The sequence below is a fragment of the Marinobacter xiaoshiensis genome (genome assembly GCF_031631795.1).
Taxonomy (GTDB): Bacteria; Pseudomonadota; Gammaproteobacteria; order Pseudomonadales; family Oleiphilaceae; genus Marinobacter; species Marinobacter xiaoshiensis.
The window spans coordinates 1-26995 of sequence record NZ_JAVMBO010000011.1 but is presented as its reverse complement, the minus strand read 5'-3'; the positions used below and the strand labels follow the sequence as shown (position 1 = coordinate 26995).

Below are 26995 nucleotides of genomic sequence, written 5' to 3'. Positions count from 1 at the left end.
CGGAAGTATAACCGTTATACTGCCCGTTTTCAGCGTTGTGAAAGCGGAGCCAGACGATGAATAATCCCAAAGAATCCCCTTCTTTACATACCCCTTGTTCTGATCCGCGATCGGCAGGCACGGTTGCCCTTCGGTGGCAGGGGGCCAGACTGGAATTACTGGATCAGCGGCTGTTACCAGCTCAGGAACACTGGATAACCCTGGAGACCGCAGCCGGTGTCGCGCAAAGCATTCACGACATGGTGGTGCGCGGAGCCCCGGCGATCGGTATCAGTGCCGCATATGGGGTAGCACTGGCTGCCCGGAAGGCTGAAGGCGATGACTGGCAAGCTGAGGTCAAAATGGCTATCCGGGAGTTAGCGGCTTCAAGGCCAACGGCTGTGAATCTGTTCTGGGCCTTGCAGCGAATGGAACGGGTGCTTGAGGGTTGTGTAGCTCTCGATGAAGCACGGCAGCGGCTGGAGGGTGAAGCCGTTGCCATTCATGAAGAAGATCTTGCAGCAAACCTCGCCATGGCAGATCACGCCCTCGAAGCAATGGGGCTTTCTTCTGGCAACTCTTCACCTGTCTCGGTTCTTACCCACTGCAACACAGGCGCGCTTGCAACTGGAGGCTACGGCACCGCATTGGGCGTTATCCGCCGGCTGCATGAGAAACAGCTGCTAAAACAAGTGTACGCGGATGAAACCCGGCCTTGGCTGCAGGGTAGCCGCCTTACTGCGTGGGAATTAGTGCGGGATGGTATCCCGGTAACTCTGAATGCGGATGGCGCAGCGGCAGCGATTCTTGCAACGGGTGAGGTACGGTGGATCATCGTGGGTGCCGACAGGATTACCGCTAATGGCGATGTGGCCAACAAAATTGGCACCTACAGCCTTGCGGTATTGGCACGGCATCACAAGGTCGGATTTATGGTTGTGGCACCCTCCAGCACCGTGGATATGGCGTTGAAATCAGGTGCAGAAATCCCGATTGAAGAGCGGGACGGCAAAGAGGTTCGAGAGATAAGAGGCATTGCACTGGCACCGGAAGGCGTGCCTGTGTTCAACCCGGTGTTCGATGTAACGCCTGCAAACCTGATTGATCTGATCGTAACGGAAAAAGGCGTGGTTCAGAATCCGGGTACTTCAGGAATGCACGGGCTATTTGGCTGAGGGTTTTTTTCCGGTGGCGGCTTTGCTGCTGTCTGGCAGTTCGCTGCTTTGCTTTGCAAGGCTCTCCCGCAGCTCCGCCACCTGCTTTTCCTGATCTTCTGCAAAGTGCAGTGACATCTCAAAACTCTGCCGTGTGAAATCCAGAACCTTACGAAAGCCTTCATCCGAGAGCGTTCGTGCCGAGTCATGCCGGCGGAAGATATTGATGAACTCCCGTTCCCGCTCAAACTGCAAGGGGACTCTTGCCACACCCCAGTCATTCAGGATTTGCCAAACTTCCGGGTTGTAGTTCCGGGTGGTTCGCATAATAAACGGGATGGGATCATTCCGCGCGATAAGGGCGGTCAAACGTAGAATAAGCTCAAAGGAGAGGGTTGCCGTGCCGTTCTCTATGGCTTCAAGAACGGACTTGTCACGGAGGTCGAGGGCTTCACTCATTTCCGAGAGTGTCAGCCCGGCTACTTCACGAATATCCTTGAGAGACTGCCCGGCTACCAGCATGGCCCGGAGTTGGTCCTGGGAATTGATCAGTGCTCGACCTACCCGCAAAGACGTGTCCGTAGCGCGAGCGCCGAAGCGGAAGGCCGATCCGGTGAGGCTGGCAAGGCGGTCAATAATGCCTTCAGGCGCTTTTTCCGAAGCAGGCGCTGCCGGTTTGCGCAGCACATCCACTTCTTCCTGGGAGCGCATGGCGTGCAGCGCATCCAGCAGCATATCCTGCATGGCTCGCGCTTTGTGCTGACGCTCCTGGTCGTTGGCTACCGGTTTGTCAGCTTTCTGGCCCATTACAGTGCTTCCGCCTGAGCAGCAAACTGCTGTGGGGTAAGAATGGAGGCCATGCGCTTATCCAGCTCCAGCATATCCGCCATGATGTCACCGCCTTCGCGAATCACGAAGTCGAGCTCTTCATCGGTAGACCCGAGATCTGCAGCTTGCTGATCTTGCCAGTCTTCAAGCTCTTCCAGAGACTCAAAAGGCTCGTCGCCACGCAGTTCCCGGCGAGCATTGGCAATGGTCAGCCGGGTTCGCTCTATTTGCTCTTGCTGAACGGTGCGCTCATCCAGATTAAGACTCACGGTTTCCCTCTGGCGCTGTTCATTCAGGAAGTCGATTTCCTGCTGCAGGAGCCTGAAATCCGGGCTCTTGGCAAAACGATCGTCATGGCGCTTGCGGAGCTCTTCAATAATGCCGCTGAAATCGAAGTAGCGGGTATGGGGGACTGCGTCGATCTGATCCCAGGGCAGGGCATGATCCAGCGCGTCTTCACCAATACGGGTTTTATCGATACGGGAAGGAATCTCTATATCCGGAATCACGCCTTTGTGCTGGGTGGACCCGCCAGATACCCGATAGAATTTTGATTGGGTAATTTTCAGCTGCCCATGGTTAAGAGGGCGAACGGCCTGCACCGTGCCCTTGCCAAAGGTTTGTGAGCCAACTACCAGGCCGCGGCCATAATCCTGAATCGCACCCGCAAAAATCTCGGAAGCCGAGGCGCTCATACGGTTGGTTAGCACGACCAGAGGCCCATCGTAGGCAACGGAGGCATCGTCGTCATTGAGAACCTGAACCTCGTTGCTAGAGTTGCGAATCTGCACGGTTGGGCCAGTGTCGATGAACAGACCAACCAGATCATTCGCCTCGTGCAAGGCACCGCCGCCATTATTGCGCAAATCCATTACCAGGCCATCGACTCCTTCTTGCTGGAGTTCTGCAATAAGCTTCCGCACGTCACGGGTCGTGCTCTTGTAGTTGGGGTCGCCGGCCTGCATGGCGCGGAAATCAGCATAGAATGTGGGAATGGTAATCACCCCGACAGTGTATTTCTGGCCATTGCGATCAAGTTCGATGGTGTCTTTACTGGCGCTTTGCTCTTCCAGCTTCACTTCATCGCGGTTGATGGAGATGGATTTGGTCAGGGTTTCATCACTTGAGCTGGCAGGAACGACTTCCAGTGTTACCACTGAATTGCGTGGGCCCCGAATGAGGTCGACCACTTCATCCAGTCGCCATCCGATCACGTTAACCGGTTTTTCATTTTCTTGGGCAACGGAAACAATTCTGTCGGCGGGCTTGAGCTGTCCTTGCTTGGATGCAGGACCGCCGGGAACCAGCCTGACTACTTTGGTGTACTCGTTGTCCGCCTGCAGAACCGCACCGATACCTTCAAGGGAAAGGCTCATATTAATGTTGAAGTTTTCAGAAGTGCGCGGTGAAAAATAGGAAGTGTGCGGGTCCCACATTCCGGCAAAAGCATTCATGTAGGCCTGGAAAGCATCCTCGCTACGGGCCTGATAGGCGCGCTTCAACTGGCCTTCGTAGCGGCGCTGGAGCGTATCGATTATATCATCGTCGTCGGCACCGTTAAGCCGTTGGGCCAATACGGCGTTTTTGATGCGCTTGACCCATAGGGCATCCAGTGCCTGCCGGTCTGGCTCCCACTCGGCTTCTGAACGATCAAGCAGGATGGTCTCATTGGTGGTGAAGTCCAGCTTTTCGATGCCATCGTCAAGGGTTTCCAGCGCGAATTGCAGGCGCTCGATAATCCGCTGTTGAACCAGGTTGTAGATATCAAAACCTGGCTGCAGTTGGCCGGTTTTGAGGGCAGATCCCAGTCGGTTTCTGACTTTGCTCATCGTCTCAATGTCGCCGCCGGTCAAATAGACTCGTTGGCCGTCGAGATAGTTCAGATAAGCGTCGAACACATCGCCAGAAAGCTTGTCGCTGATGCCCAGGTCGCGGAAATGGGTGAACTGCAGTTGCCTGGCAATAAGAATATTGGCGCGCGCTTGGTCAATCGTTGGTGCAACCGGGGTATAGATCTCCGGTTCGACCGCTTTCGCCTGAGCACTGAAAGGTGCTGAGAGCAGCAGGGCGACGGTAAGCGCTTTGCATACACCCATCCGGCCGGCTTTGAACGGTGCGCGACGAACAGATGTTTTTTCCGCGGTGGTCATAGATAGATACCTGACGATGCTGGGTACCTGCCAGACAGATCTGGAACCGGTTAACCCGTGGGCTGATTGATTTATTGTAGGCAAGGGCTACACCCGTTGCTATAGGTATGACGTATCGGTTCGTGACAATCTGTCCATGACTCGGCCTTTTTTAGCCATAAAAGCAGCGGGAATCAAAAGAGTAGAGGAGGATATTTGCGAGCTGGGGGTGATGGTCAGTGGAACATGGTGCCACGTGAACATGGGCACGCTGAGGGATTTGTATCGGTATTTACAGGTAGAGCGTGCGGCGGAGGACAGTGTCCTCCGCCGCGCGGCACCTTCAAACGAAGGGCTTTTCCTGCTCCGCGTGCTCAAGCAGCAGCGCGGGTGGTGCAAATCGCTCACCGTAAGCTGCAGCCAGCTCTTTGGCTCTTTCTGCGAAAGCTCTCACACCATACTGGTTAATGAACTGTATGGAGCCGCCTGTCCAGGGTGCATAGCCGATACCGAAGATACTGCCAATGTTGGCATCTTCCACGGTGCGCAGCACGCCTTCTTCCAGGCAGCGAACTGTTTCAATGGCCTGAATGAACAGAATCCGGTCTTTCAGTTCCTGCAGCTCCACCTTGCGAGCTTTTTCTTTGTCCACATAGAGAGTTTCAAGCTCTGGCCACAGGTACTTTTTGCCTTTGGCGGGGTACTCGTAGAAACCGGCACCGGCAGCCTTACCTGGGCGGCCATGGTCGTTAACCATCTGGTCAATGATCGCTTCTGCAGGGTGGGGCTTCCATGTACCGCCGGCAGCTTCCGTATCCTTTTTACTTTGGCTGCGAACGAGGTGCATCAGAGTCATGCTGACTTCATCGGAAATGGTCAGCGGGCCGACAGGCATGCCTGCAAGCAAGCCGGCATTCTCGATGCTTGAGGGGTGAATACCCTCGCCAAGCATACAGATTCCTTCGTTAACAAAGGTGCCGAAAACTCGGGATGTGAAAAAGCCGCGGCTGTCGTTCACAACCACCGGTGTTTTGCCGATTTGCTGAACATAGTCGAACGCTCTTGCTAGCGTCTCGTCTGACGTCTTTTCGCCAACAATGATTTCCACCAGCGGCATTTTGTCTACAGGCGAGAAAAAGTGCAGCCCGATAAAGTTCTCGGGCTTGGCGGAAGCTTCGGCCAGTTGGGTAATGGGAATAGTGGAGGTGTTGGATGCGAAAATGCCGTTGCTGACCAGCTTCGGTTCAGCCTCGGCGGTAACCTTGGCTTTCAGATCGCTGTCCTCAAACACAGCCTCAATCACAAGATCGCAACCTTCGAGGTCGCTAGCAGAGTCTGTAGCCTTGATTCGGCCCAGGATTTCCGCTTTCTTCTCTTCGGTCATGCGGCCACGGCTAACTTGTTTGGCCAGCAGGTTTTCGGAGTAGCTTTTGCCTTTTTCAGCGCCTTCGACAGTGACGTCTTTAAGCACCACCTCTATACCGCGGATAGCGGTGGAGTAAGCGATACCAGCGCCCATCATTCCTGCGCCCAGTACACCCACCTTTTTAAAGGTTTCTTTCTCTACGCCTTCAGGACGGCTTCCGCCTGAATTAATATCATTCAGCTGGAACCAGAAGGTGCCCGTCATGTTCTTGGCAACCTGGCCAATTACCAGTTCGGCAAAATAACGGGTTTCAATCAGGCTGCCACTATCGAAGTCTACCTGGGCACCTTCAACGGCTGCGGCCAGAATGCACTCAGGTGCCGGGTAGCAGCCTTTGGTCTTCTGCTTCAGCATGGCCGGTACAATTGGCAGTTTCTGTGCCATTGCAGGGTGGTGAGGTGCGCCACCTGGCATTTTGTAGCCTTTCTGATCCCAGGGCTGCTGGCACTTGGGGTTGGCATCGATAAACGCACGAGCCTTGGCCATCATGTCCTCAGGGGAGTCGGCTAGCTCGTCAATAATGCCTGCTTTCAAGGCGGCAGATGGGCGCAGTTTTTTGCCTTCCATCAGCAGCGGGAATGCCGCTTCAAGGCCAATCATACGGGGCAAGCGTTGAGTGCCACCACCGCCTGGCAGCAGGCCCAGTGAGACTTCTGGAAGACCCAGCTGAATGCTGTTGTTGTTCAGCACAACTCGGTGGTGGCATGCCAGGGCAATTTCGAAGCCGCCCCCCAGCGCAGTACCGTTGATGGCTGCTACAACAGGCTTGCCACAAGTCTCCAGTGCGCGCATCTGGGCCTTCATGCCGTTGACCATGTCTTCAAAGTACTGGGCATCGTCACGGGTGACTTTGTGAATTTCATTCAGGTCGCCGCCGGCAAAAAAGGTTTTCTTGGCAGAAGTAACAATGATGCCTCGAATGTTTTCCAGATCGCCTTGAACTTTGGCAACAGTCTCATCAAGGGCTTCCCGGAATGCCGCATTCATGGTGTTTGCGGACTGGCCCGGCATATCAATGGTAAGGGTCAGAATCTGATCTGAACCCAGTTCATAACGGATGGCACTCATAATCGGTTCTCCTATTAGAAAAAGTGTGGGGTTCAGACCCGCTCAATGATGGTGGCTATGCCCATGCCGCCGCCGACGCATAGCGTCGCCAGACCAAAGCGCAGATTACGGCGCTCCAGTTCGTCCAGCAGAGTGCCCACAATCATTGCGCCTGTGGCGCCGAGAGGGTGGCCCATGGCGATTGCACCGCCGTTAACGTTCACTTTTTCATCCGGAACCGAAAGTTCCTTCTGGAAGCGCATTACCACGGAGGCAAAGGCTTCGTTAACTTCAAACAGGTCGATCTGGTCAACAGTCATGCCTGCCTTCTCTAACGCTTTTAGCGATGCCGGGGCAGGACCGGTCAGCATGATAGTGGGATCAGTGCTGGTGACAGCGGTGGCAACGATGCGGGCTCGGGGTTTCAGGCCCAAGGCTTTACCCTTGGCTTCACTACCGATCAGCAGTCCAGTTGCACCATCTACCATGCCAGAAGAGTTACCGGCATGGTGCACGTGATTAATTGTCTCTACATAGTGATATTTTTCACGAGCCACACTGTTAAAGCCCATTTCTCCCATCATCTGGAAAGAGGGTCTGAGGCCAGAAAGAGACTCAAGGGTGGTGTCACCGCGAACGTGCTCATCGCGATCAAGAATTACGACGCCATTTTGGTCGGTAACAGGAACGATAGACTTGGCAAAGTAGCCGTTCTTCCAGGCATTCGCCGCTTTTTGCTGGGATTTGACTGCGAAGGCGTCGACGTCTTCACGGCTAAAGCCTTCCAGGGTGGCAATAAGGTCGGCGCCAATCCCCTGAGGCATGAAGCCTGTGTGCATGTTGGTGTGCGGGTCCATAGCCCAAGCGCCGCCATCAGAACCCATAGGAATGCGGGACATGGACTCCACACCACCGGCAACAACCAGGTCTTCCCAGCCGGAGCGGACTTTCATGGCCGCCAGGTTAACGGCTTCGAGGCCGGATGCGCAGAATCGGTTGAGGGTAACACCAGCGACTTTCTCGTCCCAATCAGCCGCGAGTGCTGCTGTTTTGGCGATATCAGCACCTTGGTCGCCAACGGCGGTAACGCAACCGAGAACAATATCGTCTACCTGAGAGGTATCGAGATTATTTCTCTCTTGCAGCGCATTGAGCACAGTGGTCAATAACGTAATGGGTTTTACACTGTGCAGTGATCCGTCTTTCTTGCCACGCCCTCTGGGAGTGCGGACCGCATCGAAGATATACGCCTCGGTGGTCATTGCTTGTCCTCTGGTGTTTATTGCTTGGGGATTTACTTTCGAGAAACGTCACCATATCCCTTTGATAGCTATGTGGGTAATGACGCCACCTGCCAATCGCGTTGGCAAAATTGCTCAGAGGTAGTGACAGGCGAGGCTGCGACTTCTATGTTTAGGGTTGGGTCAGAGGTTTTGCGGATGCTCAAAATGGGCTTAAGGGGGGGCAACGCCATGTCTTTCAGTAATGCTATCGACAATTTTTACGAACGCTTGGTGATGGATGCAATTGAGGCGACGAGGGAGCCGGGGGACACTGCAGATTTTTTGACTGATGTTATGTGTGTGGCCTTGAACCGGCTGCCTTCCCGATACTACCGGCACACCATCGATATGATGTTCTATTTGGCGGACGAAGAACTCAGAGGTATGAAAGACAGCTCCCTGGCAGCCGTCAAGAATGCCAGGGAGTTTGTAAGGGAGCATCAGCGAGAGTGAAGCTCTCGAGGCTTAACTTGCAATCAGGCTGTCCAGTGCCCTATTCAAGCGGTTTGCCAGCGACGGATCGGTTCCTTCGTCAGGGGCCTTGAGGCACCAGCCTGCGACAAGGCCCTCTATGCTTTGCAAGGCATTGTCCGCTTTTTCCATGGAGCCCATGCCTTCGGCCAGCCGCTGGACCTGAATTTCCATACGTTTTGTCTGTTCTGCATCCGGAGAGGGTATGCCGGCAAGAATCTCTGCGCGAATAACGATTTCCTGGTCTTCCAATTCGCCCGCAGTCCCCGCAAGTGCTGCCCACCGATCTGGCAAAGCACCCGTGTCCAGATCGCCGTCCGCGCGTGCTAACACGAGAGCCTGCCATTCTGCGATGCCTGCTTTGAGCTTCTGTGCTGCAACCGCTTGGGTCAATCGTTGCTTTTCTTGCTGAATCTGTTCCCTCACTGCTGCTGACGTCTGAGCGGCATCAATGCTGCGAAGATCCGCAATGGCTTTTTCCAGCGACTGCTCATCCTGATCAGAGCCGACACTCGCAACCTGATGCAGCAAGGCTTCCGCTGCTGAATCGGCCTCTTTTGCCGCGAGTTCCTGTTCCGTACGCTGGGCTTCCCGGCGCGCAAAGATTTCATCGCAGGCCTTACGGAACGCCTGCCACAACTTGCGGTCTTCGCGGTGACGGGTAATACCAACCGCTTTCCAGTCTGACTGCAGTGCTTTTGCCTTGTTCATGGCCTCTTGCAGCGGTTCGTGGGCTGTCAAAGCCTGTGCCTGTTCAACAATCGCCAGCTTCAGGGCTTCATTCTTTTGACGCTCTTGTTCGATAGGTGCTTCAAGCTTTTTCAGGAGGTCATCGAACTGCTTCTGCACCTGCCGGTTATCCCGGAATTCCACCGGCCAGGCAGATTTCCATTCCTGGCGGGCGGTTTGAAGAATATGCTCGACGGCCTTCCAGTCTATGCTGTTCCAGTCTGCGCCGTTTACAAAAAGCTCCAACTCGGCGCAGATCGTTTTGCGCTTATCCAGGTTCGCCTGTTTCAGGCCTGACTTGGCTTTGAAGTAGGCTTTGCAGGGCTCATATGCTTTGTCGGAGGCCTGTTTGAAACGTGCCCACAAGATGCGATCTGATGACCCGCCCAGTTCCCGCCATTCTTTTTGAAGGTCTTTTATGCGCTCGGATTTAGCTTCTGGTTCCATGGACTGTTCGGCCAGATACTCCATCTGTTCACACAGAGCTATCTGTTTGGGTTCAGTGGCAAATCCTTGCCAATCCGTTAGCTCCCGGAGCTGGCCAGTGAGCAGTTGTACTCGAGGCTGAAACCCCTTGCTATGGCGGTGGTCAAGGGATTTCAATTGCTGTTGGGCGGTTTTCAGGAGTTCACGGGAACTCTTGAGGCGCTTGGCTTCGAGGGCTTCTTCCAGTTGATCCAGCGTGGCTTTCAGGTTTTCCGACGACACCTGTTGCTGCTTGTTATCCTCGCTGGTCTTTGCCGGAGCCTTGGGCTTGCCGGCCAGCTTGCGTGCGGGTTCCAGCATGTCTGGGGCAGGGAAGCCTTGAGGCCAATTAATCTCAGCAAGGATATCTGACGCGCGCTTCTGGTCTTCAGGGGTTGCCTCCTGAATATTGGTCTCCGAGATGGCAATCAGTGATTCTTTTGTCTGGGTGATATGGCGGACTGCGCTGGTGTAATTGCGGAGCGCCATCATCGACATTTCATAGGATTTCTGTTGCTGCTTGTCTACGTGAGTCTCGCGGGTAGCCTCCAGCCAGCGGTTTTCCTGCGTTTTCTGGAGTGCGTCCAGTGATGCAAGTGACGCGAGATTGTCTGTGGGTTGTTGCCGGAGATCATTCAGGGTTTGCGCAATCAGTTCGAGGGTTTCGTCGCGCTGAAGTCGCTGCTCAATCTCGAGTTTTTCTGCATCCTGCGCTGCTTTTACCTCGGCTAGCCGCTCTCTGCAGCGGTGTACGGACTTAAGGAAATCGTTTGTCTGATCGGGTGTCGCGCTGCCCTCTACCTTCGCCCACTGGTTGAGAAGTGTTTCCAGGCGGGCTTCAAACAGGCTGGTGTCGTCGCTTTTAGCCTGATCGTGGGCATTACGGATCAGTGTCGAGATAGTGTCCGAAATGGCATCCTTTATGGCCTGTTCTTCCCTGATAGACTGCAGCTTTTGCCGTACTAGCTGATACACGCCCTTGTCGCGGCTTTTGGCCTGCTTTTGTACGCGCTGCAGGAGATCACCATCCTGCACGAGGTCGGCGGCCCTAAGCCGAATGTCTGCTGTTGAACCCTCAATGGCGAGGTTTGCCGCAATTTCCTGGCTCGGTGTGCCCTGCAGCATTTGTAGCTGCTCTTCCCTTAACTCTGCGCGTTTGTCCTCTACTGGCTCTGCCGGAGGGTGCGGGCGATCTGGCGCTTTGCGGCCCGATACGACAGGTTTGCGGGATTTGAACAGTTTCTGGAGGAATGCAGCCATGACGTTATCCTTAGGGATTGAAACCAGTCTGCGGTGTCGGGCAAAGTAAGCCGGCACCGGCCATCGGCTCTCGTAAATTCAGGTTTAGAGTGCCGGACACGTTTGTCGCAGCTTCGGGTATTAAAAGCCAAAAATCTGCGTCGACATTATAAAATCGGAGCTAGTCTAGCGTTTTGTGAGCGTTTGCGGGAAGGGTTGAATGGCAAAACAGGAAAATAGCGACGAACAGGAATACAAAGTGCGGTCGGTGGCGTTGAGGTTGCTTGCTCGGCGAGAGCACAGCCGGCAGGAGTTGGCGCTGAAATTACGTCAGCGGAAGCTTGAAGCTTCTATCATCTCATTGGTTTTGGACGACTATGAAAGCGAAGGCTGGTTGGATGACAACCGGTTTGCGGATGTCTATTCCCGCCAACGAATTGATCTGGGGTATGGTCCCTTGAAAGTGCTCGCTGAGTTGCAGCAACGCGGTATTCGTCATGCGCCGGCCTGCGTCGACGAGCTTGCTGATGCGGATTGGATCCGAAATGCGCTTTTGCTGAGGGAGAAGCGTTTCGGGCTGTCGGATCTTGGCGATGACTGGGATGAAAGGCTCCGGCAAGCCCGCTTCTTCACTCGTCGGGGGTTCACGGCCAGCCAGGTAGAGCGCGTGTTGGAAGTCAGTGATGCGGCTGATCTTGGCTTTTAGGTGCTAAAGCGTTGGCGGTATCATTCCAAGCTCAGGGGGTAGGCTAGCTCTCATGCCTGCTCCGTCTCCTGCCAGCTCTCTTGAAGAGTTTTCATTCGCGCTCTGTTCCAGACCAACAAATGGGGAGGCCGAGGCAGCTATGCTTTTCGTAGGCTCCATCATCCGGGCGAGCACGTCGTAGTACCTGCGGATATTCTGCACATAGAGAACGGGCTCATGGCCGCGGGCATACCCGTAGCGTGTCTGTTTGTACCACTCTTTTTGGGCAAGTAGTGGCAAGAATTCTTTTACATCCATCCAGCGGTCGGGGTTTTTACCGGCATTTTCGGTAAGCCTGCGGGCATCCTCAAGGTGTCCGTAGCCAACATTGTAGGATGCCAGAGCGAACCAGGTGCGATCGGGCTCTGCTATACGCTCGGGAATTCTCCGGTGCACCATTCGGAAGTATTTGGCACCACCCTGGATGCTCTCTTCCGCGTCCAGTCGATTGTTGATGCCAATGTAGTTTGCGGTGTTGCGCGTGAGCATCATCAGCCCGCGGACCCCGGTCGGGGAAACTGCATTAGGGCGCCAGTGTGATTCCTGGTAGCCAATAGCTGCGAGCAGTCGCCAGTCCATATTAAATATGGCGGCGTTATCTCTGAAAAGAGACTCATATGTAGGCAGTCGGTTTTCCACATGATGCATGAAGGTGCGGGCACCGACATAGTTCAGGTGATCCAGGTGGCCATAAAAACGCTCTGAAAGCTGAGCGGTGATGCCGTTAGCCTGCATTTTTTCGATAAATGCTTTCGCTGCATTCACCAACGAGTCGTCCTGGCTCGCCGGAAGTAACCATGCCAGTTCGCTGGCATCGCCAAGTGCAAACGCTTGTTTGACCTGGGGAAAAAAGACGTGGTTCAGCTCCAGTTCATTGGATGAGACTACGGCGTAGGAGAGCTCGCCAGTTTCAACGCGCGCAAGAATACCGGCAGCGTCCAGCCCCGGGTGAACCTGCCAGGATACGCCTGGTGCACTGTTCGTATGGGCTTGAAGCTGATACTCATGATTGCTGTCAGGCACCAGGTGAAGCATCTGCCCCGCCAGGTCAGCGAGTGATTCGGGCCGCTCCACATCGCGATTATAAACAACGACTGATTGCGCCATGATGCCGGTAGGGAGTGTCTTGTACTGGCCTTCAAAAAGCGGTTGCGCTGAAAGGCCTGCCAGCCCGATGTGTGCAAAATCACGGGAAAGTACGGAAAGAATTTCGGTGTTATCTTCTGCAACCCGGAGGCGGAGCTCGACTCCCAATTCGTCGGCAAAGAGTTTGGCCAGTTCGTAATCATAGCCTGTGGGGCCTTCACGCCCCTCGTAATAGATAGAAGGCGCAACCCGGGTAATAACGTGCAGAACTCCCTCGTTACGGATTTCCTGCAGGGTGCTCGGCTGGCTGCACCCGGCGAGAGCGAGCAGGGCCAGTGTGCAGGCGAGGAACGATCTGTAAGCCGTTGCTGCATTGTATACAGTCAGAATTCTTGGCAAGTCCCTGTTCTCCGTTACCGCTGGATCAACGGGATGCGCCCAAACAGGCTGGCGGCATCCGGTGTCTTGGTGCGTGTGGTCTCCATGTCCACTAGCTAATGATCCCTGTTGCAGCCAAAGGCGTCAATCAGGCTGATCAATTACTGCGCAAAATAATGTCAAATCTATGCGAATCGAATAAGCTTCCCAGCGCTGTATCCCGGCAGAGCTTTCAAGTATCATATGCGCCTTCTCAGAATGCACCCGGACTTCCCCGTTTCGCGCGATACAGGTTGATATCATGCTTGAACTTCGCGGCGCTCCCGCGCTTTCACCATTTCGTTCCCATAAACTGTACGCCAGAATTCAGGCCATTGTGCCTGAGATTGAGCATGTTTATGCCGAGTTTATGCACTTTGTGGATCTGGAGGGCGTGCTTTCTGATTCCGAGCAGGCCATCCTTGATCGGCTGCTGATTTATGGCCCCAGCGTACCCGCTGAAGAGCCAGATGGTGTGCTTTTTCTCGTTGTGCCGCGCCCGGGAACCTTGTCTCCCTGGTCCAGTAAGGCAACGGATATTGCGCGCAACTGCGGTTTGCGACAGATTCAGCGCATAGAGCGCGGCACGGCCTTCTATATCAAATCGAGTAAAAAGCTTGGTCTCGACCAGCGCGAGAAGGTTGCAGCGCTGCTGCATGATCGCATGACCCAGAAAGTCTTCCATGAAATGGGTGGTGCACAGTTGCTGTTCAATCGAGAAGAGCCGCGCCCTCTGGAGCGAGTTTCAGTGTTGGCTGGCGGTCGAGCTGCGCTGGTAGAAGCAAACAGACGCCTCGGGCTTGCGCTGGCCGATGACGAAATCGATTATCTTGTGAAGTCCTTTGTCGGCCTCGAGCGGGATCCTACCGATGTAGAACTCATGATGTTTGCTCAGGCAAACTCTGAGCATTGCCGCCACAAAATATTCAATGCCTCCTGGGATATTGACGGTGAGGGCCAGGAAAAGTCGCTGTTTGCCATGATTCGTAACACCTATGAGATGAACAGCGAAGGTGTGCTCTCTGCCTATAAGGATAACGCTTCGGTTATTCAGGGAAGTCGAGGTGGTCGTTTCTTCCCGGATCCGGTAACAGGTATTTACGAATATAATCAGGAAGACATCCACATTCTTATGAAGGTGGAGACCCATAACCACCCAACGGCCATTGCCCCTGCGGCTGGCGCGGCAACCGGCTCCGGCGGTGAAATCCGCGATGAGGGCGCAACCGGTCGCGGTTCCAAACCGAAGGCGGGGTTGACGGGGTTCACCGTCTCCAACCTCAACATGCCAGATGATCCCCAGCCCTGGGAAATCAATTACGGCAAGCCTGAGCGGATAGCCTCCGCTCTGGATATCATGATTGAAGGCCCCATTGGCGGCGCCGCATTCAATAATGAGTTTGGCCGCCCCAATATCGCGGGCTATTTCCGTACATTTGAAGAGAAAGTTGCCGGCCCTGCGGGTGATGAAGTACGGGGCTACCACAAGCCCATCATGATCGCCGGTGGCCTTGGAAATATCCGCGCAGAACATGTTGAAAAAGGTGAGATACCTGTAGACGCCAAACTCATTGTGTTGGGTGGCCCTTCCATGCTTATCGGTCTTGGAGGCAGTGCTGCTTCCTCTATGGACTCCGGCTCCAGTAACGAGAACCTCGACTTTGCATCCGTGCAGCGTGACAACCCGGAAATGGAACGGCGTTGTCAGGAAGTGATCGACCGCTGCTGGCAGATGGGCGAGCAAAACCCGCTCTGCTTCATCCATGACGTTGGCGCCGGTGGTCTTTCTAACGCCATGCCTGAATTGGTGAAGGACGGCGGCCGTGGCGGAAAGTTTGAGTTGCGGGATATTCCCAGCGATGAGCCTGGTATGTCGCCATTGGAAATCTGGTGTAACGAGTCTCAGGAACGGTATGTCATGGCGGTGGCTCCCGAAAATCTGGAGCTTTTCGACGCGCTGTGTCGTCGTGAGCGCTGCCCGTATGCCGTGATTGGAGAGGCGACGGAAGCCCATCATCTCGAGTTGAGCGATTCCTATTTTAACGACAAGCCTGTTGATCTTCCGATGGATGTGCTTTTCGGTAAGCCGCCCCGTATGCACCGGAGTATTAACAGAACATCGTTCAGCAAGCCGTTGTTTGACTCCACCCAGATTGATCTGAATGAGGCCATTCGCAGAGTTCTGAGGCTGCCTTCAGTGGGCTCCAAGAGCTTCCTGATCACCATAGGTGACCGCACGATTACCGGGCTTGTTGCGCGGGACCAGATGGTTGGTCCATGGCAGGTGCCTGTCAGTGATGTTGCGGTTACGGCAAGCTCTTTTGATGTTCTGACGGGTGAAGCCATGGCCATGGGCGAACGTACACCGATCGCAGCCATTGATGCGCCCGCATCAGGTCGGATGGCTGTAGGCGAAGCCATTACAAACCTGGCAGCAGCCGCAATTGGCAAATTATCAGACATTCGCTTGTCGGCTAACTGGATGTCAGCCGCAGGCCACCCGGGAGAGGACGAGAACCTCTACGAAACAGTTCGAGCAGTTGGCATGGAGTTGTGCCCCGAGCTGGGGATAACCATTCCTGTAGGCAAGGACTCCATGTCCATGAAGACGGTTTGGGAAGAGGATAACGGCGAACAGAAGAGTGTAACCGCGCCTCTCTCGTTGATTGTCAGTGGTTTTGCACCGGTTACCGATGTTTCTCGCACCCTTACGCCCCAGTTGATAACGGATGCTGGAGACACAGATCTGATTCTTGTGGATCTGGGCGCTGGGCAGAATCGGTTAGGTGGGTCGGCTTTGGCTCAAGTTTACCGTCAGGTCGGAGCTGTGGCACCTGATCTCGACGATCCGGAAGATATCAAAGCGTTTTTTGCTGTTATTCAGGGATTGAACGCCGACGACAAGCTACTGGCCTATCACGACCGCTCTGATGGCGGATTGTTTGTGACTCTTGCTGAAATGAGTTTTGCCGGCCGCACCGGTATAGATATCAAACTGGATGGATTGACAGACGACGCCAGTCAGATTGTCCGCGAGTTGTTCAATGAAGAATTGGGCGCAGTTATTCAGGTGCGCAGGGATGATACGGATTTCGTTCTACAGCAGTTTTCAGCGGCTGGCTTGGGGGACCACGTCAGTGTTGTGGGCACATTGAGTGATCAGGATCGCCTGCGATTGTCCTTTGAAGGTGAAATGGTTGCAGATGATGCGCGAGTGGATCTACAGCGCCTGTGGTCTGAGACCAGTTATCGCATTCAGTCCCTGAGGGATAACGCAGATTGTGCGCAGGAAGAGTTTGATAATCTGCTTGATGCGGATAACCCTGGGCTTCATGCCGAGCTCACCTATGATGTGAACGAGGATGTTGCTGCGCCTTATATCAACAAGGGAATTCGCCCGAGAGTTGCTGTCTTGCGTGAGCAGGGTGTTAACGGGCAGGTTGAGATGGCCGCTGCATTTGATCGGGCTGGTTTTGAGTCTGTCGATGTGCACATGAGCGATCTGCTATCCGGACGAGTGAATCTCGAAACGTTTAATAGTCTCGTGGCTTGTGGCGGGTTCTCATACGGGGATGTGCTGGGTGCCGGTGAAGGTTGGGCAAAGTCCATTCTGTTCAACGACCGTGTTCGTGATCAGTTTGCCGCTTTCTTCAACCGCCAGGACACTCTCGCGCTGGGTGTTTGTAATGGTTGCCAGATGTTGTCCAATCTGCACGAATTGATTCCGGGCAGCGAAGGCTGGCCACGTTTCGTTCGTAACCAGTCGGAGCAGTTCGAGGCACGGTTGGCGATGGTTGAAGTAATGTCGTCACCTTCAGCATTCCTGGAAGAAATGGCAGGTTCGCGTATGCCAATAGCGGTCGCTCATGGTGAAGGGCGGGTAGAGTTTTCCGGTAGTGCTTCTGCTTCAGAGCTCGCAGAAAGTGAGCGGGTAGCGCTACGCTTCGTGGATAACCGGGGTCAGGCGACGATGCGTTATCCTTATAATCCAAATGGCTCGCAAGATGGCATAGCGGGGGCAACTACTCGGGATGGTCGTATTACCATTATGATGCCTCACCCTGAACGAGTGTTCCGCGCTGTCCAGCACTCATGGCGACCCGCGGATTGGCAGGAAGACGGTTCCTGGATTCGCATGTTCCGAAATGCCAGACGCTGGTTTAGCTGATGGACTGATCGGTTGAAAGACTGGAAAAACCGGCTTTGGTGAGCCTCAAAAGGGAGGGCTTTCCGGAGCCGGTTTTTTTGTGCCTGAATTTTGAGCGTTTTGAGTTTATCAAGCGAATAATGCGGATATATTGGAAAAAAACTCCTTGACTCATTATGTTTATGCACATTGCGAGCTCAGTCTTGTGCATTCTGTGAACAATGCAGAGCGTAGGCGTTCAGTGTTTGTACAAAAGTTGTAACCTGTTGAAATATAGCGGTTTAATGAATCAGGTGAATTTGTCGCCAATTTAACGGGAGTTCAGTAAGTACGGGGTTTATAGAGGTGTTCCCCAAAACTTTCCCCAGAGTTATCCACAGAATCTGTGGGTAAGTGCCTAAGCCATTAATCTGTACAAAAAATATCCTGCTCAAAGGAGGTTTCATGTATAAAATATGCTATTTCGTGCCGGAGACACATTTGGAAAAAACCAAACAGGCACTCTTCGATATCGGGGCAGGACGCATAGGGGATTACGATTCTTGCGCCTGGCAGTGCAGAGGGCAGGGACAGTTCCGCCCTCTTGAGGGTAGCAATCCTTTTTTGGGGGAAAGTGGGGCGCTGAAGGTTGTGGATGAGTTCAAGGTAGAGCTGGTTTGCACCGATGAACTAATCCGTAAAGCGGTTGCGGCGCTCAAGCAGGCCCATCCCTATGAAGAGCCTGCTTACGAGATTTATCGCATGGAAATATTATAGATCGTCTTTGCTTCGGGTCGCGGCGATAGGGCGCCGGATATCACGTATGTGCACACCGAAAGAGTCGTTCTTCAGGTCATCCAGAAACAGTTCCAGGGTTTTTCGCACAGTCGGGAAGGAAATATCGCCCCAGGGAATTTCGTCCACAGCAAACAGGCGGGTTTCAAGGGACTCCTCACCAGCACCAAAGTTCCCGTTTTTTAGTGTCGCGCGATAGAACATGTGAACCTGGTTTATGTGCGGAACATCGATAATGGAATAAAGGCCGTCTATATTAACTTCGGCCAGTGCCTCTTCCAGCGTCTCGCGCTCGGCCGCCTCAACGGTTGTTTCGGCATTTTCCATGTATCCCGCCGGAAGGGTCCAGTACCCGTAGCGAGGTTCAATTGCTCGACGGCAAAGAAGGATCTTTCCCTCCCATACTGGCACTGTACCCGCGATGATGCGTGGGTTTTGATAGTGTATTGTGCTGCAGTTGATGCACACATAGCGGTGGCGGTTGTCGCCTTCGGGGATGCGCTGTTTAACCGGATGGCCGCATGTGCTGCAGTACTTCATATTTTTCCCCGTATACTTGAATTCAGCGAATGTTAAGTTTAATGATCGTTGCTACTGCTGTCTCATTCAACACCAGATTTGTTCAGGAGTTCCGGTTTGCGTGATTTACTTGTACAGCGTTTAACGGGCTATGCGCCTCAGAAGCTCGATCTGAACTATACCGAAGCAGGCATCCTTGTGCCGGTTACTGACGATCCTGGTAATCCTGAAATGATATTTACGCTGCGTTCTACAAATTTGAGCACTCACCGCGGTCAGGTTGCCTACCCCGGGGGGAAGCGGGATCCCGGAGATTTATCGTTGGCCGCGACGGCGCTGCGGGAAACCCATGAAGAGATTGGTCTGCCACCAGATCAGGTGGAAATCATTTCACCGCTGAGCCAAGTGATGTCACGTCACGGGATACTTGTCTCTCCTTACGTTGGTGTTGTGCCTGTGGAGTATCCGTTGGAACCAAATCCCGGCGAGATTGATAGCGTCTTTCGAGTGCCTCTTTCTTTCTTTCTGGAAGACAGGCGCGAACGTACAGATGCGATACCGTTTCAGGACCAAACAATTCATGTGCCTTGTTATCGGTGGGAGCGATATCAAATCTGGGGCTTGTCTGCTGTGGTTCTGGTCGATTTTTTAAATGCTGTGTACGATGCTGATATCGATTTGCTCAAACCCCGAACATAATAAGGAAAATAGAATGCTCTATGAGTTGGATGGCCGTGCCCCGGTGTTGAAAGGCAGTAGTCAGTTTGTAGCAGACAATGCGACGGTGATTGGCAATGTGGAGCTTCACGAAAAAAGTAGTGTCTGGTTCAACGTGGTGATCCGTGGAGATAACGAGCTTATTACGATTGGACCAGAGACAAACGTTCAGGATGGCTCTGTTCTCCACACAGATCCGGGTATCCCGCTGACGCTAGGGCGGGGTGTTACAGTTGGTCATAAAACCATGCTTCACGGTTGTGAGGTTGGGGACTATTCACTGATCGGTATCAATGCGGTTGTTTTGAATGGTGCCAAGGTCGGAAAGTACTGCCTTATTGGTGCGAACACCCTTATCCCTGAAGGAATGGTTGTTCCGGACGGCTCATTGGTGGTTGGGTCGCCGGGAAAAATCAAAAGGGAACTCACCGAGCAACAAAAGAAGATGCTCGAACTCAGTGCCGCGCACTATGTACACAATGCAAGCCGTTATATGAAAAGCTTGAAGCCTGTAAAAAACTGAGATGAATTTGTTATGGCTGTTGAGGATAAAGTTCGATCGCCCTGCGTGAGTATATGCGCTCTTGATGAGCGGGATGTATGTATAGGGTGTCAGCGCACCAGTGATGAGATCCTGAGCTGGACATCAATGACCAACTGCGAGCGTAAAGCTGTGCTTGTGAAAGTCGCTGAGCGGGAGCGGGAAGTGGCGCTTTAACTGAACGCAAAAAGGATGCCTGAGAGAGTTCAGGTACTTGCAGGAGGATCTGGTTTGAATGAAGTAGGGAATGTAACGCTGGGCACGCCACTTAAAGCAAACGCTTTTAAGGTATTGCTGTGTGGCTCAGGTGAGCTTGGCAAAGAAGTGGCGATAGAGTTGCAGAGGTATGGGGTTGAGGTAGTTGCAGCAGACCGTTACCCGAACGCCCCCGCCATGCAGGTGGCTCATCGTAGCCACGTAATAGATATGTTGGATGCGCAGGCTTTAAGGAACATAGTCGAGATTGAAAAACCCGACCTCATTGTGCCCGAAATCGAAGCCATTGCGACAGCTGAATTGATCAAGCTTGAGCAGGAAGGTTATAGGGTAATACCTTCCGCAAGGGCAGCCCACCTGACTATGAACAGGGAAGGGATTCGGCGCCTGGCTGCAGAAGAGCTGGGAGTGAAAACGTCGCCTTACCGGTTTGTTGACACAAAAGAGGCATTCCTGGAAGCGGTTAAGGCGATAGGAATGCCCCTCGTTGTTAAGCCGGTAATGAGTTCCTCTGGTAAAGGGCAGAGTACGGTTAGCGATGAAAGTGAGATTGACGCCGCTTGGGAGTACGCGCAAACAGGCGGTCGTGCGGGAAAGGGTAGGGTTATTGTTGAAGGCTTTGTGACATTTGATTATGAAATAACCCTGCTGACCGTCAGGCACTCCGGCGGCGTTAGCTTCTGCGAGCCTATAGGGCACCGCCAGGAAGAGGGCGATTACCGTGAATCCTGGCAGCCGCAGCCCATGTCGGCTAAAGCACTGGAGCGTTCGCGTGACGTTGCTTTAAAAATCACCGAGAATCTGGGTGGCTATGGGGTATACGGAGTGGAGTTGTTCATACGCGGGGACGACGTGTATTTCTCAGAGGTGTCTCCCCGGCCCCATGATACTGGTCTTGTTACACTGGTATCTCAGGATTTGTCGGAGTTTGCTTTGCATGCAAGAGCCATACTCGGATTGCCGGTTCCGGTTATTCGGCAGCAGGGTCCTTCTGCGTCAGCGGTCATTTTGCCAGAAGGGAATTCCTCATCTGTAGCCTTCAGCGGATTGAGCATGGCGCTTGCAGTACCGGATGTGCAGTTAAGGCTTTTTGGTAAGCCTGAACTCGTGGGGCGTCGGCGGATGGGTGTTGCTCTGGCACAAGGGGCCACTATAGAAGAGGCAAAGGCCAAAGCAATCGCTGCAGTTAGGGCGGTCGAGGTTCGTCTGTAAGCGGGATGATAAGGCCCCGGTTCATCTATGAAAGTGCTAAAGTGGACCTTGAGATCGGCGTGACAGGGATAAAGTCATAAAAAGTTGCATTGCACCGTTGACACCCGCGCCAAGCTCTGTAGAATGCGCATCTCTTTCGAGGGGAGCACATCTGAGACGCTTTCCGATCAAAGAGTAACCGCTTGAATAAATTGAAGATTTTTAAATGCTTTCTTCGAGCAAGTGGTTGACAAGATGAGTAAACGCTGTAGAATGGCTCATCTGGATTAAGAAATGACAGTTTGATTCGAAAAGGTTCATTTTTAACTTCTCTCGAATTAAACGGTTGACAAGGCGGCGAGACGATGTAGAATGCGCCACCTTGATTGAGCAACGGCTCAAACGCTCTTTAACAAATTGACCAAGTAATTCGTGTGGGCGCTGGCTGGAGTATTTCGACAAGAAATACCAAGGCAAGCGACTCGTCGAAAATTGAGTTTTGTCTTGAGCAAAGGTTATAAGGTCTTCGGATCTTAATATGATTTAAACTGAAGAGTTTGATCATGGCTCAGATTGAACGCTGGCGGCAGGCTTAACACATGCAAGTCGAGCGGTAACAGGGGTAGCTTGCTACCCGCTGACGAGCGGCGGACGGGTGAGTAATGCTTAGGAATCTGCCCAGTAGTGGGGGACAACAGTCGGAAACGGCTGCTAATACCGCATACGCCCTTTGGGGGAAAGCAGGGGATCTTCGGACCTTGCGCTATTGGATGAGCCTAAGTCGGATTAGCTAGTTGGTGGGGTAATGGCTCACCAAGGCGACGATCCGTAGCTGGTCTGAGAGGATGATCAGCCACATCGGGACTGAGACACGGCCCGAACTCCTACGGGAGGCAGCAGTGGGGAATATTGGACAATGGGGGAAACCCTGATCCAGCCATGCCGCGTGTGTGAAGAAGGCTTTCGGGTTGTAAAGCACTTTCAGTGAGGAGGAAGGCCTTAAAGCTAATACCTTTAAGGATTGACGTTACTCACAGAAGAAGCACCGGCTAACTCCGTGCCAGCAGCCGCGGTAATACGGAGGGTGCAAGCGTTAATCGGAATTACTGGGCGTAAAGCGCGCGTAGGTGGTTGAGTAAGCGAGATGTGAAAGCCCCGGGCTTAACCTGGGAACGGCACTTCGAACTGCTCGGCTAGAGTGTGGTAGAGGGTAGTGGAATTTCCTGTGTAGCGGTGAAATGCGTAGATATAGGAAGGAACACCAGTGGCGAAGGCGGCTACCTGGACCAACACTGACACTGAGGTGCGAAAGCGTGGGGAGCAAACAGGATTAGATACCCTGGTAGTCCACGCCGTAAACGATGTCAACTAGCCGTTGGGGATCTTGAATCCTTAGTGGCGCAGCTAACGCACTAAGTTGACCGCCTGGGGAGTACGGCCGCAAGGTTAAAACTCAAATGAATTGACGGGGGCCCGCACAAGCGGTGGAGCATGTGGTTTAATTCGACGCAACGCGAAGAACCTTACCTGGCCTTGACATGCAGAGAACTTTCCAGAGATGGATTGGTGCCTTCGGGAACTCTGACACAGGTGCTGCATGGCCGTCGTCAGCTCGTGTCGTGAGATGTTGGGTTAAGTCCCGTAACGAGCGCAACCCCTATCCCTAGTTGCTAGCAGGTAATGCTGAGAACTCTAGGGAGACTGCCGGTGACAAACCGGAGGAAGGTGGGGATGACGTCAGGTCATCATGGCCCTTACGGCCAGGGCTACACACGTGCTACAATGGTACGTACAGAGGGTTGCAAACCCGCGAGGGGGAGCTAATCTCACAAAACGTATCGTAGTCCGGATCGGAGTCTGCAACTCGACTCCGTGAAGTCGGAATCGCTAGTAATCGTGAATCAGAATGTCACGGTGAATACGTTCCCGGGCCTTGTACACACCGCCCGTCACACCATGGGAGTAGATTGCACCAGAAGTAGTTAGTCTAACCTTCGGGAGGACGATTACCACGGTGTGGTTTATGACTGGGGTGAAGTCGTAACAAGGTAGCCCTAGGGGAACCTGGGGCTGGATCACCTCCTTAAACGAAGTCGAAGCTTCGGTCAGAGTCCACACGAATTACTTGGTTGATTGATAAAGAGAGCAAGGGTCTTTCAGGCCCGACTTGGCTTGTCTGTGGCAAGCAAAACCGGGTCTGTAGCTCAGGTGGTTAGAGCGCACCCCTGATAAGGGTGAGGTCGGTGGTTCAAGTCCACCCAGACCCACCAAAATCGCGTAGCTCGTCGTTGTGTCCGAACTTGCATAGCAGGCTATGCGGCGTCCGAACACGCCTAGATCTACACGATTTTACGAGATAGCTTTTGGGGGCTATAGCTCAGCTGGGAGAGCGCCTGCCTTGCACGCAGGAGGTCGGCAGTTCGATCCTGCCTAGCTCCACCAAATATTACTTGGTCACCTGACTTCGGTCAGTGTACAGAAACAAGTGTTTCAACGCTGTGAAGTTTGAAATCCTTCTTTCTGATCACTGGGTCAGATTTGCTCTTTAACAAATTGGACGAGATAGAACACGAAGACATTTTCTCATTATCTCCGAGAGAATGTGTTCAATGTGATAGCGATTTTTTCAAGCGTTATCCGGTGTTGTCGTTGAAGTGGTTGTGTATGACTTCGAGTGACTGTCTCTGAATGTTCCTGGAACATTGTCGCTTAACTTCGGTTAGGTGTCAGTCTTCTGTGTCATCAGTGATCAGTTGTCTTGGGGTTATATAGTCAAGCAACTAAGCGCATACGGTGGATGCCTTGGCAGTCAGAGGCGATGAAAGACGTGGAAGCCTGCGATAAGGTTCGGGGAGCTGGCAAACAAGCTGTGATCCGGACATTTCTGAATGGGGAAACCCACCCGATTTCGGTCGGGTATCTTGCACTGAATACATAGGTGTAAGAGGCGAACCGGGGGAACTGAAACATCTAAGTACCCCGAGGAAAAGAAATCAACCGAGATTCCCTAAGTAGCGGCGAGCGAACGGGGACTAGCCCTTAAGCTAGACAACTGGTAGGAGAAGGCTCTGGAAAGTGCCGCCATAGTGGGTGATAGCCCCGTATCCGAAACCTGAGTCTAGTGAAATCGAGTAGGACGGGACACGTGGTATCCTGTCTGAATATGGGGGGACCATCCTCCAAGGCTAAATACTCCTGACTGACCGATAGTGAACCAGTACCGTGAGGGAAAGGCGAAAAGAACCCCTGTGAGGGGAGTGAAATAGATCCTGAAACCGTATGCGTACAAGCAGTCGGAGCAGACTTGTTCTGTGACGGCGTACCTTTTGTATAATGGGTCAGCGACTTATGTTCAGTGGCGAGGTTAACCGTTTAGGGGAGCCGTAGGGAAACCGAGTCTGAATAGGGCGATTTAGTCGCTGGGCATAGACCCGAAACCGGGCGATCTATCCATGAGCAGGTTGAAGGTTGAGTAACATCAACTGGAGGACCGAACCCACTGTCGTTGAAAAGCCAGGGGATGACTTGTGGATCGGAGTGAAAGGCTAATCAAGCCCGGAGATAGCTGGTTCTCCCCGAAAGCTATTTAGGTAGCGCCTCGGACGAATACCACAGGGGGTAGAGCACTGTTTCGGCTAGGGGGTCATCCCGACTTACCAACCCGATGCAAACTCCGAATACCTGTGAGTACTATCCGGGAGACACACGGCGGGTGCTAACGTCCGTCGTGAAGAGGGAAACAACCCAGACCGCCAGCTAAGGTCCCCAAATTCCAGTTAAGTGGGAAACGATGTGGGAAGGCTCAGACAGCTAGGAGGTTGGCTTAGAAGCAGCCATCCTTTAAAGAAAGCGTAATAGCTCACTAGTCGAGTCGGCCTGCGCGGAAGATGTAACGGGGCTCAAACTGGATACCGAAGCTGCGGCTGCATACTTTGTATGCGGGGTAGGGGAGCGTTGTGTAAGCCTGCGAAGGTGAGTTGAGAAGCTTGCTGGAGGTATCACAAGTGCGAATGCTGACATGAGTAACGACAATGCGGGTGAAAAACCCGCACGCCGGAAGACCAAGGGTTCCTGCGCAACGCTAATCGGCGCAGGGTGAGTCGGCCCCTAAGGCGAGACCGAAAGGTGTAGTCGATGGGAAACGGATTAATATTTCCGTACCTTGGATAGCTGCGATGGAGAGACGGAGAAGGCTAGGTGAGCCGGGCGACGGTTGTCCCGGTTTAAGCGTGTAGGGAGTGGGTTTAGGCAAATCCGGATCCACAATCCTGAGACGTGACGACGAGCACCCTTTTACGGGAGCGAAGTCATTGATGCCCTGCTTCCAGGAAAATCTTCTAAGCTTCAGGCTATTCGAGACCGTACCCCAAACCGACACAGGTGGTCAGGTAGAGAATACCAAGGCGCTTGAGAGAACTCGGGTAAAGGAACTAGGCAAAATGGTGCCGTAACTTCGGGAGAAGGCACGCTGGTGGTATGTGAAGTTCCTCGCGGACGGAGCAGAAGCCAGTCGAAGATACCAGGCCCCTGCGACTGTTTATTAAAAACACAGCACTGTGCAAACACGAAAGTGGACGTATACGGTGTGACGCCTGCCCGGTGCCGGAAGGTTAATTGATGGGGTTAGCATTCGTGCGAAGCTCTTGATCGAAGCCCCGGTAAACGGCGGCCGTAACTATAACGGTCCTAAGGTAGCGAAATTCCTTGTCGGGTAAGTTCCGACCTGCACGAATGGCGTAACGATGGGGGCGCTGTCTCTACCCGAGACTCAGTGAAATTGAAATCGCCGTGAAGATGCGGTGTATCCGCGGCTAGACGGAAAGACCCCGTGAACCTTTACTATAGCTTCACAGTGAACTTTGAATATGTTTGTGTAGGATAGCTGGGAGGCTTTGAAGCGTGAACGCCAGTTTGCGTGGAGCCAACCTTGAAATACCAGCCTGGCATGTTTGAGGTTCTAACTCTGGTCCCTTATCGGGATCGAGGACATTGTGTGGTGGGTAGTTTGACTGGGGCGGTCTCCTCCTAAAGCGTAACGGAGGAGCACAAAGGTGGGCTAAGTACGGTCGGACATCGTACGGTTAGTGTAATGGCACAAGCCCGCTTAACTGCGAGACTGACACGTCGAGCAGGTACGAAAGTAGGTCATAGTGATCCGGTGGTTCTGTATGGAAGGGCCATCGCTCAACGGATAAAAGGTACTCCGGGGATAACAGGCTGATACCGCCCAAGAGTTCACATCGACGGCGGTGTTTGGCACCTCGATGTCGGCTCATCACATCCTGGGGCTGAAGCCGGTCCCAAGGGTATGGCTGTTCGCCATTTAAAGTGGTACGCGAGCTGGGTTTAGAACGTCGTGAGACAGTTCGGTCCCTATCTGCCGTGGACGTTGGAGATTTGAGGAAAGTTGCTCCTAGTACGAGAGGACCGGAGTGAACGAACCTCTGGTGTTCGGGTTGTCACGCCAGTGGCACTGCCCGGTAGCTATGTTCGGACAGGATAACCGCTGAAAGCATCTAAGCGGGAAGCCCCTTCCAAGATGAGATCTCCCTGGACCCTCGAGGTCCCTAAAGAGCCGTTCAAGACCAGGACGTTGATAGGTCGGGTGTGTAAGCGCTGCGAGGCGTTGAGCTAACCGATACTAATTGCTCGTGCGGCTTGACTATATAACACCCAAGACAATTGTCTGGATAACGTCGAAAAAATCATCATCACACTCGTTCTATCCCGTCCCCCAGTGATCAACCGTTTTGTCTGACGACCATAGCGGCTTGGAACCACCTGATCCCATCCCGAACTCAGAAGTGAAACAGGCCTGCGCCGATGGTAGTGTGGCATTTGCCCATGTGAGAGTAGGTCATCGTCAGACTCTTAAGTCCAAACCCCAGCTTC

16 protein-coding genes, 2 tRNA genes and 3 rRNA genes are annotated in these 26995 nt (G+C 53.3%); 14 read left to right on the top strand and 7 right to left on the bottom strand.

Going from position 1 to position 26995, the window contains the following annotated elements:
- The first annotated feature begins 56 nt into the window (after window positions 1-56).
- Window positions 57-1154 (top strand): S-methyl-5-thioribose-1-phosphate isomerase, encoded by a 1098-nt coding sequence (gene mtnA / locus RKA07_RS09175; RefSeq protein ID WP_200204042.1) that lies wholly within the window; start codon window positions 57-59, stop codon window positions 1152-1154.
- On the opposite strand, the gene RKA07_RS09170 is transcribed toward mtnA, so the two are convergent.
- The 4 genes from RKA07_RS09170 to RKA07_RS09155 all read right to left on the bottom strand — a co-directional run bounded on the left by RKA07_RS09170 (window position 1143) and on the right by RKA07_RS09155 (window position 7825).
- Window positions 1143-1940: a helix-turn-helix domain-containing protein gene (locus RKA07_RS09170; RefSeq protein WP_227715035.1), complete on the bottom strand. Its 798-nt coding sequence runs from the start codon at window positions 1938-1940 to the stop codon at window positions 1143-1145. The two genes, mtnA and RKA07_RS09170, sit on opposite strands and share 12 nt — an antisense overlap.
- Window positions 1940-4111: a carboxy terminal-processing peptidase gene (locus RKA07_RS09165; protein WP_310966176.1), complete on the bottom strand. Its 2172-nt coding sequence runs from the start codon at window positions 4109-4111 to the stop codon at window positions 1940-1942. Before RKA07_RS09165 ends, RKA07_RS09170 begins: the two co-directional genes overlap by 1 nt.
- A gap of 322 nt (window positions 4112-4433) precedes the next feature.
- A complete protein-coding gene (locus RKA07_RS09160) occupies window positions 4434-6584 on the bottom strand; it encodes a 3-hydroxyacyl-CoA dehydrogenase NAD-binding domain-containing protein (RefSeq protein WP_200371871.1) in 2151 nt (716 codons plus the stop codon).
- Between the two features lie 32 nt (window positions 6585-6616).
- The gene (locus RKA07_RS09155; RefSeq protein ID WP_310966175.1) at window positions 6617-7825 is read right to left on the bottom strand and encodes an acetyl-CoA C-acetyltransferase; all 1209 of its coding nucleotides are present in this window, start codon (window positions 7823-7825) and stop codon (window positions 6617-6619) included.
- Between the two features lie 210 nt (window positions 7826-8035).
- Here RKA07_RS09155 and RKA07_RS09150 point away from each other — a divergent pair, with 210 nt between their 5' ends.
- Window positions 8036-8299 (top strand): late competence development ComFB family protein, encoded by a 264-nt coding sequence (locus RKA07_RS09150; protein WP_310966174.1) that lies wholly within the window; start codon window positions 8036-8038, stop codon window positions 8297-8299.
- Window positions 8300-8311: 12 nt separating this feature from the next.
- Here RKA07_RS09150 and RKA07_RS09145 read toward each other — a convergent pair whose 3' ends face one another.
- The gene (locus RKA07_RS09145; protein WP_310966173.1) at window positions 8312-10771 is read right to left on the bottom strand and encodes a DUF349 domain-containing protein; all 2460 of its coding nucleotides are present in this window, start codon (window positions 10769-10771) and stop codon (window positions 8312-8314) included.
- A gap of 199 nt (window positions 10772-10970) precedes the next feature.
- On the opposite strand from RKA07_RS09145, the gene RKA07_RS09140 reads away from it, so the two are divergent.
- Entirely contained in the window at window positions 10971-11456 is a 486-nt protein-coding gene (locus RKA07_RS09140) for a regulatory protein RecX (RefSeq protein ID WP_310966172.1), read from the top strand.
- A gap of 3 nt (window positions 11457-11459) precedes the next feature.
- Here the strand turns inward: RKA07_RS09140 and mltF are convergent, their stop codons facing one another.
- Window positions 11460-12971, bottom strand: coding sequence for a membrane-bound lytic murein transglycosylase MltF (gene mltF / locus RKA07_RS09135; RefSeq protein WP_417539484.1), 1512 nt, complete (start codon window positions 12969-12971; stop codon window positions 11460-11462).
- 289 nt (window positions 12972-13260) lie between these two features.
- On the opposite strand from mltF, the gene purL reads away from it, so the two are divergent.
- Entirely contained in the window at window positions 13261-17166 is a 3906-nt protein-coding gene (purL, locus tag RKA07_RS09130; protein WP_310966170.1) for a phosphoribosylformylglycinamidine synthase, read from the top strand.
- A gap of 423 nt (window positions 17167-17589) precedes the next feature.
- Window positions 17590-17901 carry a YqfO family protein gene (locus RKA07_RS09125; protein WP_200371876.1) on the top strand — a complete coding sequence of 104 codons (312 nt, stop codon included), beginning with the start codon at window positions 17590-17592 and terminating at the stop codon, window positions 17899-17901.
- Here the strand turns inward: RKA07_RS09125 and RKA07_RS09120 are convergent.
- The gene (locus RKA07_RS09120; protein WP_200204064.1) at window positions 17896-18459 is read right to left on the bottom strand and encodes an NUDIX hydrolase; all 564 of its coding nucleotides are present in this window, start codon (window positions 18457-18459) and stop codon (window positions 17896-17898) included. The two genes, RKA07_RS09125 and RKA07_RS09120, sit on opposite strands and share 6 nt — an antisense overlap.
- Window positions 18460-18555: 96 nt before the next feature.
- On the opposite strand from RKA07_RS09120, the gene RKA07_RS09115 reads away from it, so the two are divergent.
- The 9 genes from RKA07_RS09115 to rrf all read left to right on the top strand — a co-directional run bounded on the left by RKA07_RS09115 (window position 18556) and on the right by rrf (window position 26972).
- Window positions 18556-19137, top strand: coding sequence for an NUDIX hydrolase (locus RKA07_RS09115; protein ID WP_200204066.1), 582 nt, complete (start codon window positions 18556-18558; stop codon window positions 19135-19137).
- Between the two features lie 13 nt (window positions 19138-19150).
- A complete protein-coding gene (locus RKA07_RS09110; protein ID WP_310966169.1) occupies window positions 19151-19678 on the top strand; it encodes a gamma carbonic anhydrase family protein in 528 nt (175 codons plus the stop codon).
- Window positions 19679-19690: 12 nt separating this feature from the next.
- Window positions 19691-19873, top strand: coding sequence for a DUF1289 domain-containing protein (locus tag RKA07_RS09105; protein ID WP_200204070.1), 183 nt, complete (start codon window positions 19691-19693; stop codon window positions 19871-19873).
- A gap of 54 nt (window positions 19874-19927) precedes the next feature.
- Window positions 19928-21124, top strand: a complete 1197-nt coding sequence (purT, locus tag RKA07_RS09100; RefSeq protein ID WP_310966167.1) for a formate-dependent phosphoribosylglycinamide formyltransferase — start codon at window positions 19928-19930, stop codon at window positions 21122-21124.
- Between the two features lie 524 nt (window positions 21125-21648).
- Window positions 21649-23189 (top strand): 16S ribosomal RNA (locus tag RKA07_RS09095).
- Between the two features lie 107 nt (window positions 23190-23296).
- Window positions 23297-23373: transfer RNA gene (locus tag RKA07_RS09090), tRNA-Ile, on the top strand.
- Between the two features lie 96 nt (window positions 23374-23469).
- Window positions 23470-23545, top strand: a tRNA-Ala gene (locus RKA07_RS09085).
- A gap of 328 nt (window positions 23546-23873) precedes the next feature.
- A 23S ribosomal RNA gene (locus RKA07_RS09080) occupies window positions 23874-26769 on the top strand.
- A gap of 87 nt (window positions 26770-26856) precedes the next feature.
- Window positions 26857-26972 (top strand): 5S ribosomal RNA (rrf, locus tag RKA07_RS09075).
- Together the 16S, 23S and 5S rRNA genes with 2 tRNA genes alongside form the textbook arrangement of a ribosomal RNA operon.
- Window positions 26973-26995 lie beyond the last annotated feature (23 nt).

What these genes read in the sequence shown, in the direction of transcription:
- RKA07_RS09120 (WP_200204064.1), bottom strand. Translation starts at nt 18,459, where the DNA reads ATGAAGTACTGCAGCACATGCGGCCATCCGGTTAAACAGCGCATCCCC.
- RKA07_RS09105 (WP_200204070.1), top strand. Translation starts at nt 19,691, where the DNA reads ATGGCTGTTGAGGATAAAGTTCGATCGCCCTGCGTGAGTATATGCGCT.
- RKA07_RS09170 (WP_227715035.1), bottom strand. Translation starts at nt 1,940, where the DNA reads ATGGGCCAGAAAGCTGACAAACCGGTAGCCAACGACCAGGAGCGTCAG.
- RKA07_RS09155 (WP_310966175.1), bottom strand. Translation starts at nt 7,825, where the DNA reads ATGACCACCGAGGCGTATATCTTCGATGCGGTCCGCACTCCCAGAGGG.
- RKA07_RS09140 (WP_310966172.1), top strand. Translation starts at nt 10,971, where the DNA reads ATGGCAAAACAGGAAAATAGCGACGAACAGGAATACAAAGTGCGGTCG.
- mtnA (WP_200204042.1), top strand. Translation starts at nt 57, where the DNA reads ATGAATAATCCCAAAGAATCCCCTTCTTTACATACCCCTTGTTCTGAT.
- purL (WP_310966170.1), top strand. Translation starts at nt 13,261, where the DNA reads ATGCTTGAACTTCGCGGCGCTCCCGCGCTTTCACCATTTCGTTCCCAT.
- RKA07_RS09150 (WP_310966174.1), top strand. Translation starts at nt 8,036, where the DNA reads ATGTCTTTCAGTAATGCTATCGACAATTTTTACGAACGCTTGGTGATG.
- RKA07_RS09110 (WP_310966169.1), top strand. Translation starts at nt 19,151, where the DNA reads ATGCTCTATGAGTTGGATGGCCGTGCCCCGGTGTTGAAAGGCAGTAGT.
- RKA07_RS09125 (WP_200371876.1), top strand. Translation starts at nt 17,590, where the DNA reads ATGTATAAAATATGCTATTTCGTGCCGGAGACACATTTGGAAAAAACC.
- RKA07_RS09160 (WP_200371871.1), bottom strand. Translation starts at nt 6,584, where the DNA reads ATGAGTGCCATCCGTTATGAACTGGGTTCAGATCAGATTCTGACCCTT.
- RKA07_RS09165 (WP_310966176.1), bottom strand. Translation starts at nt 4,111, where the DNA reads ATGACCACCGCGGAAAAAACATCTGTTCGTCGCGCACCGTTCAAAGCC.
- RKA07_RS09145 (WP_310966173.1), bottom strand. Translation starts at nt 10,771, where the DNA reads ATGGCTGCATTCCTCCAGAAACTGTTCAAATCCCGCAAACCTGTCGTA.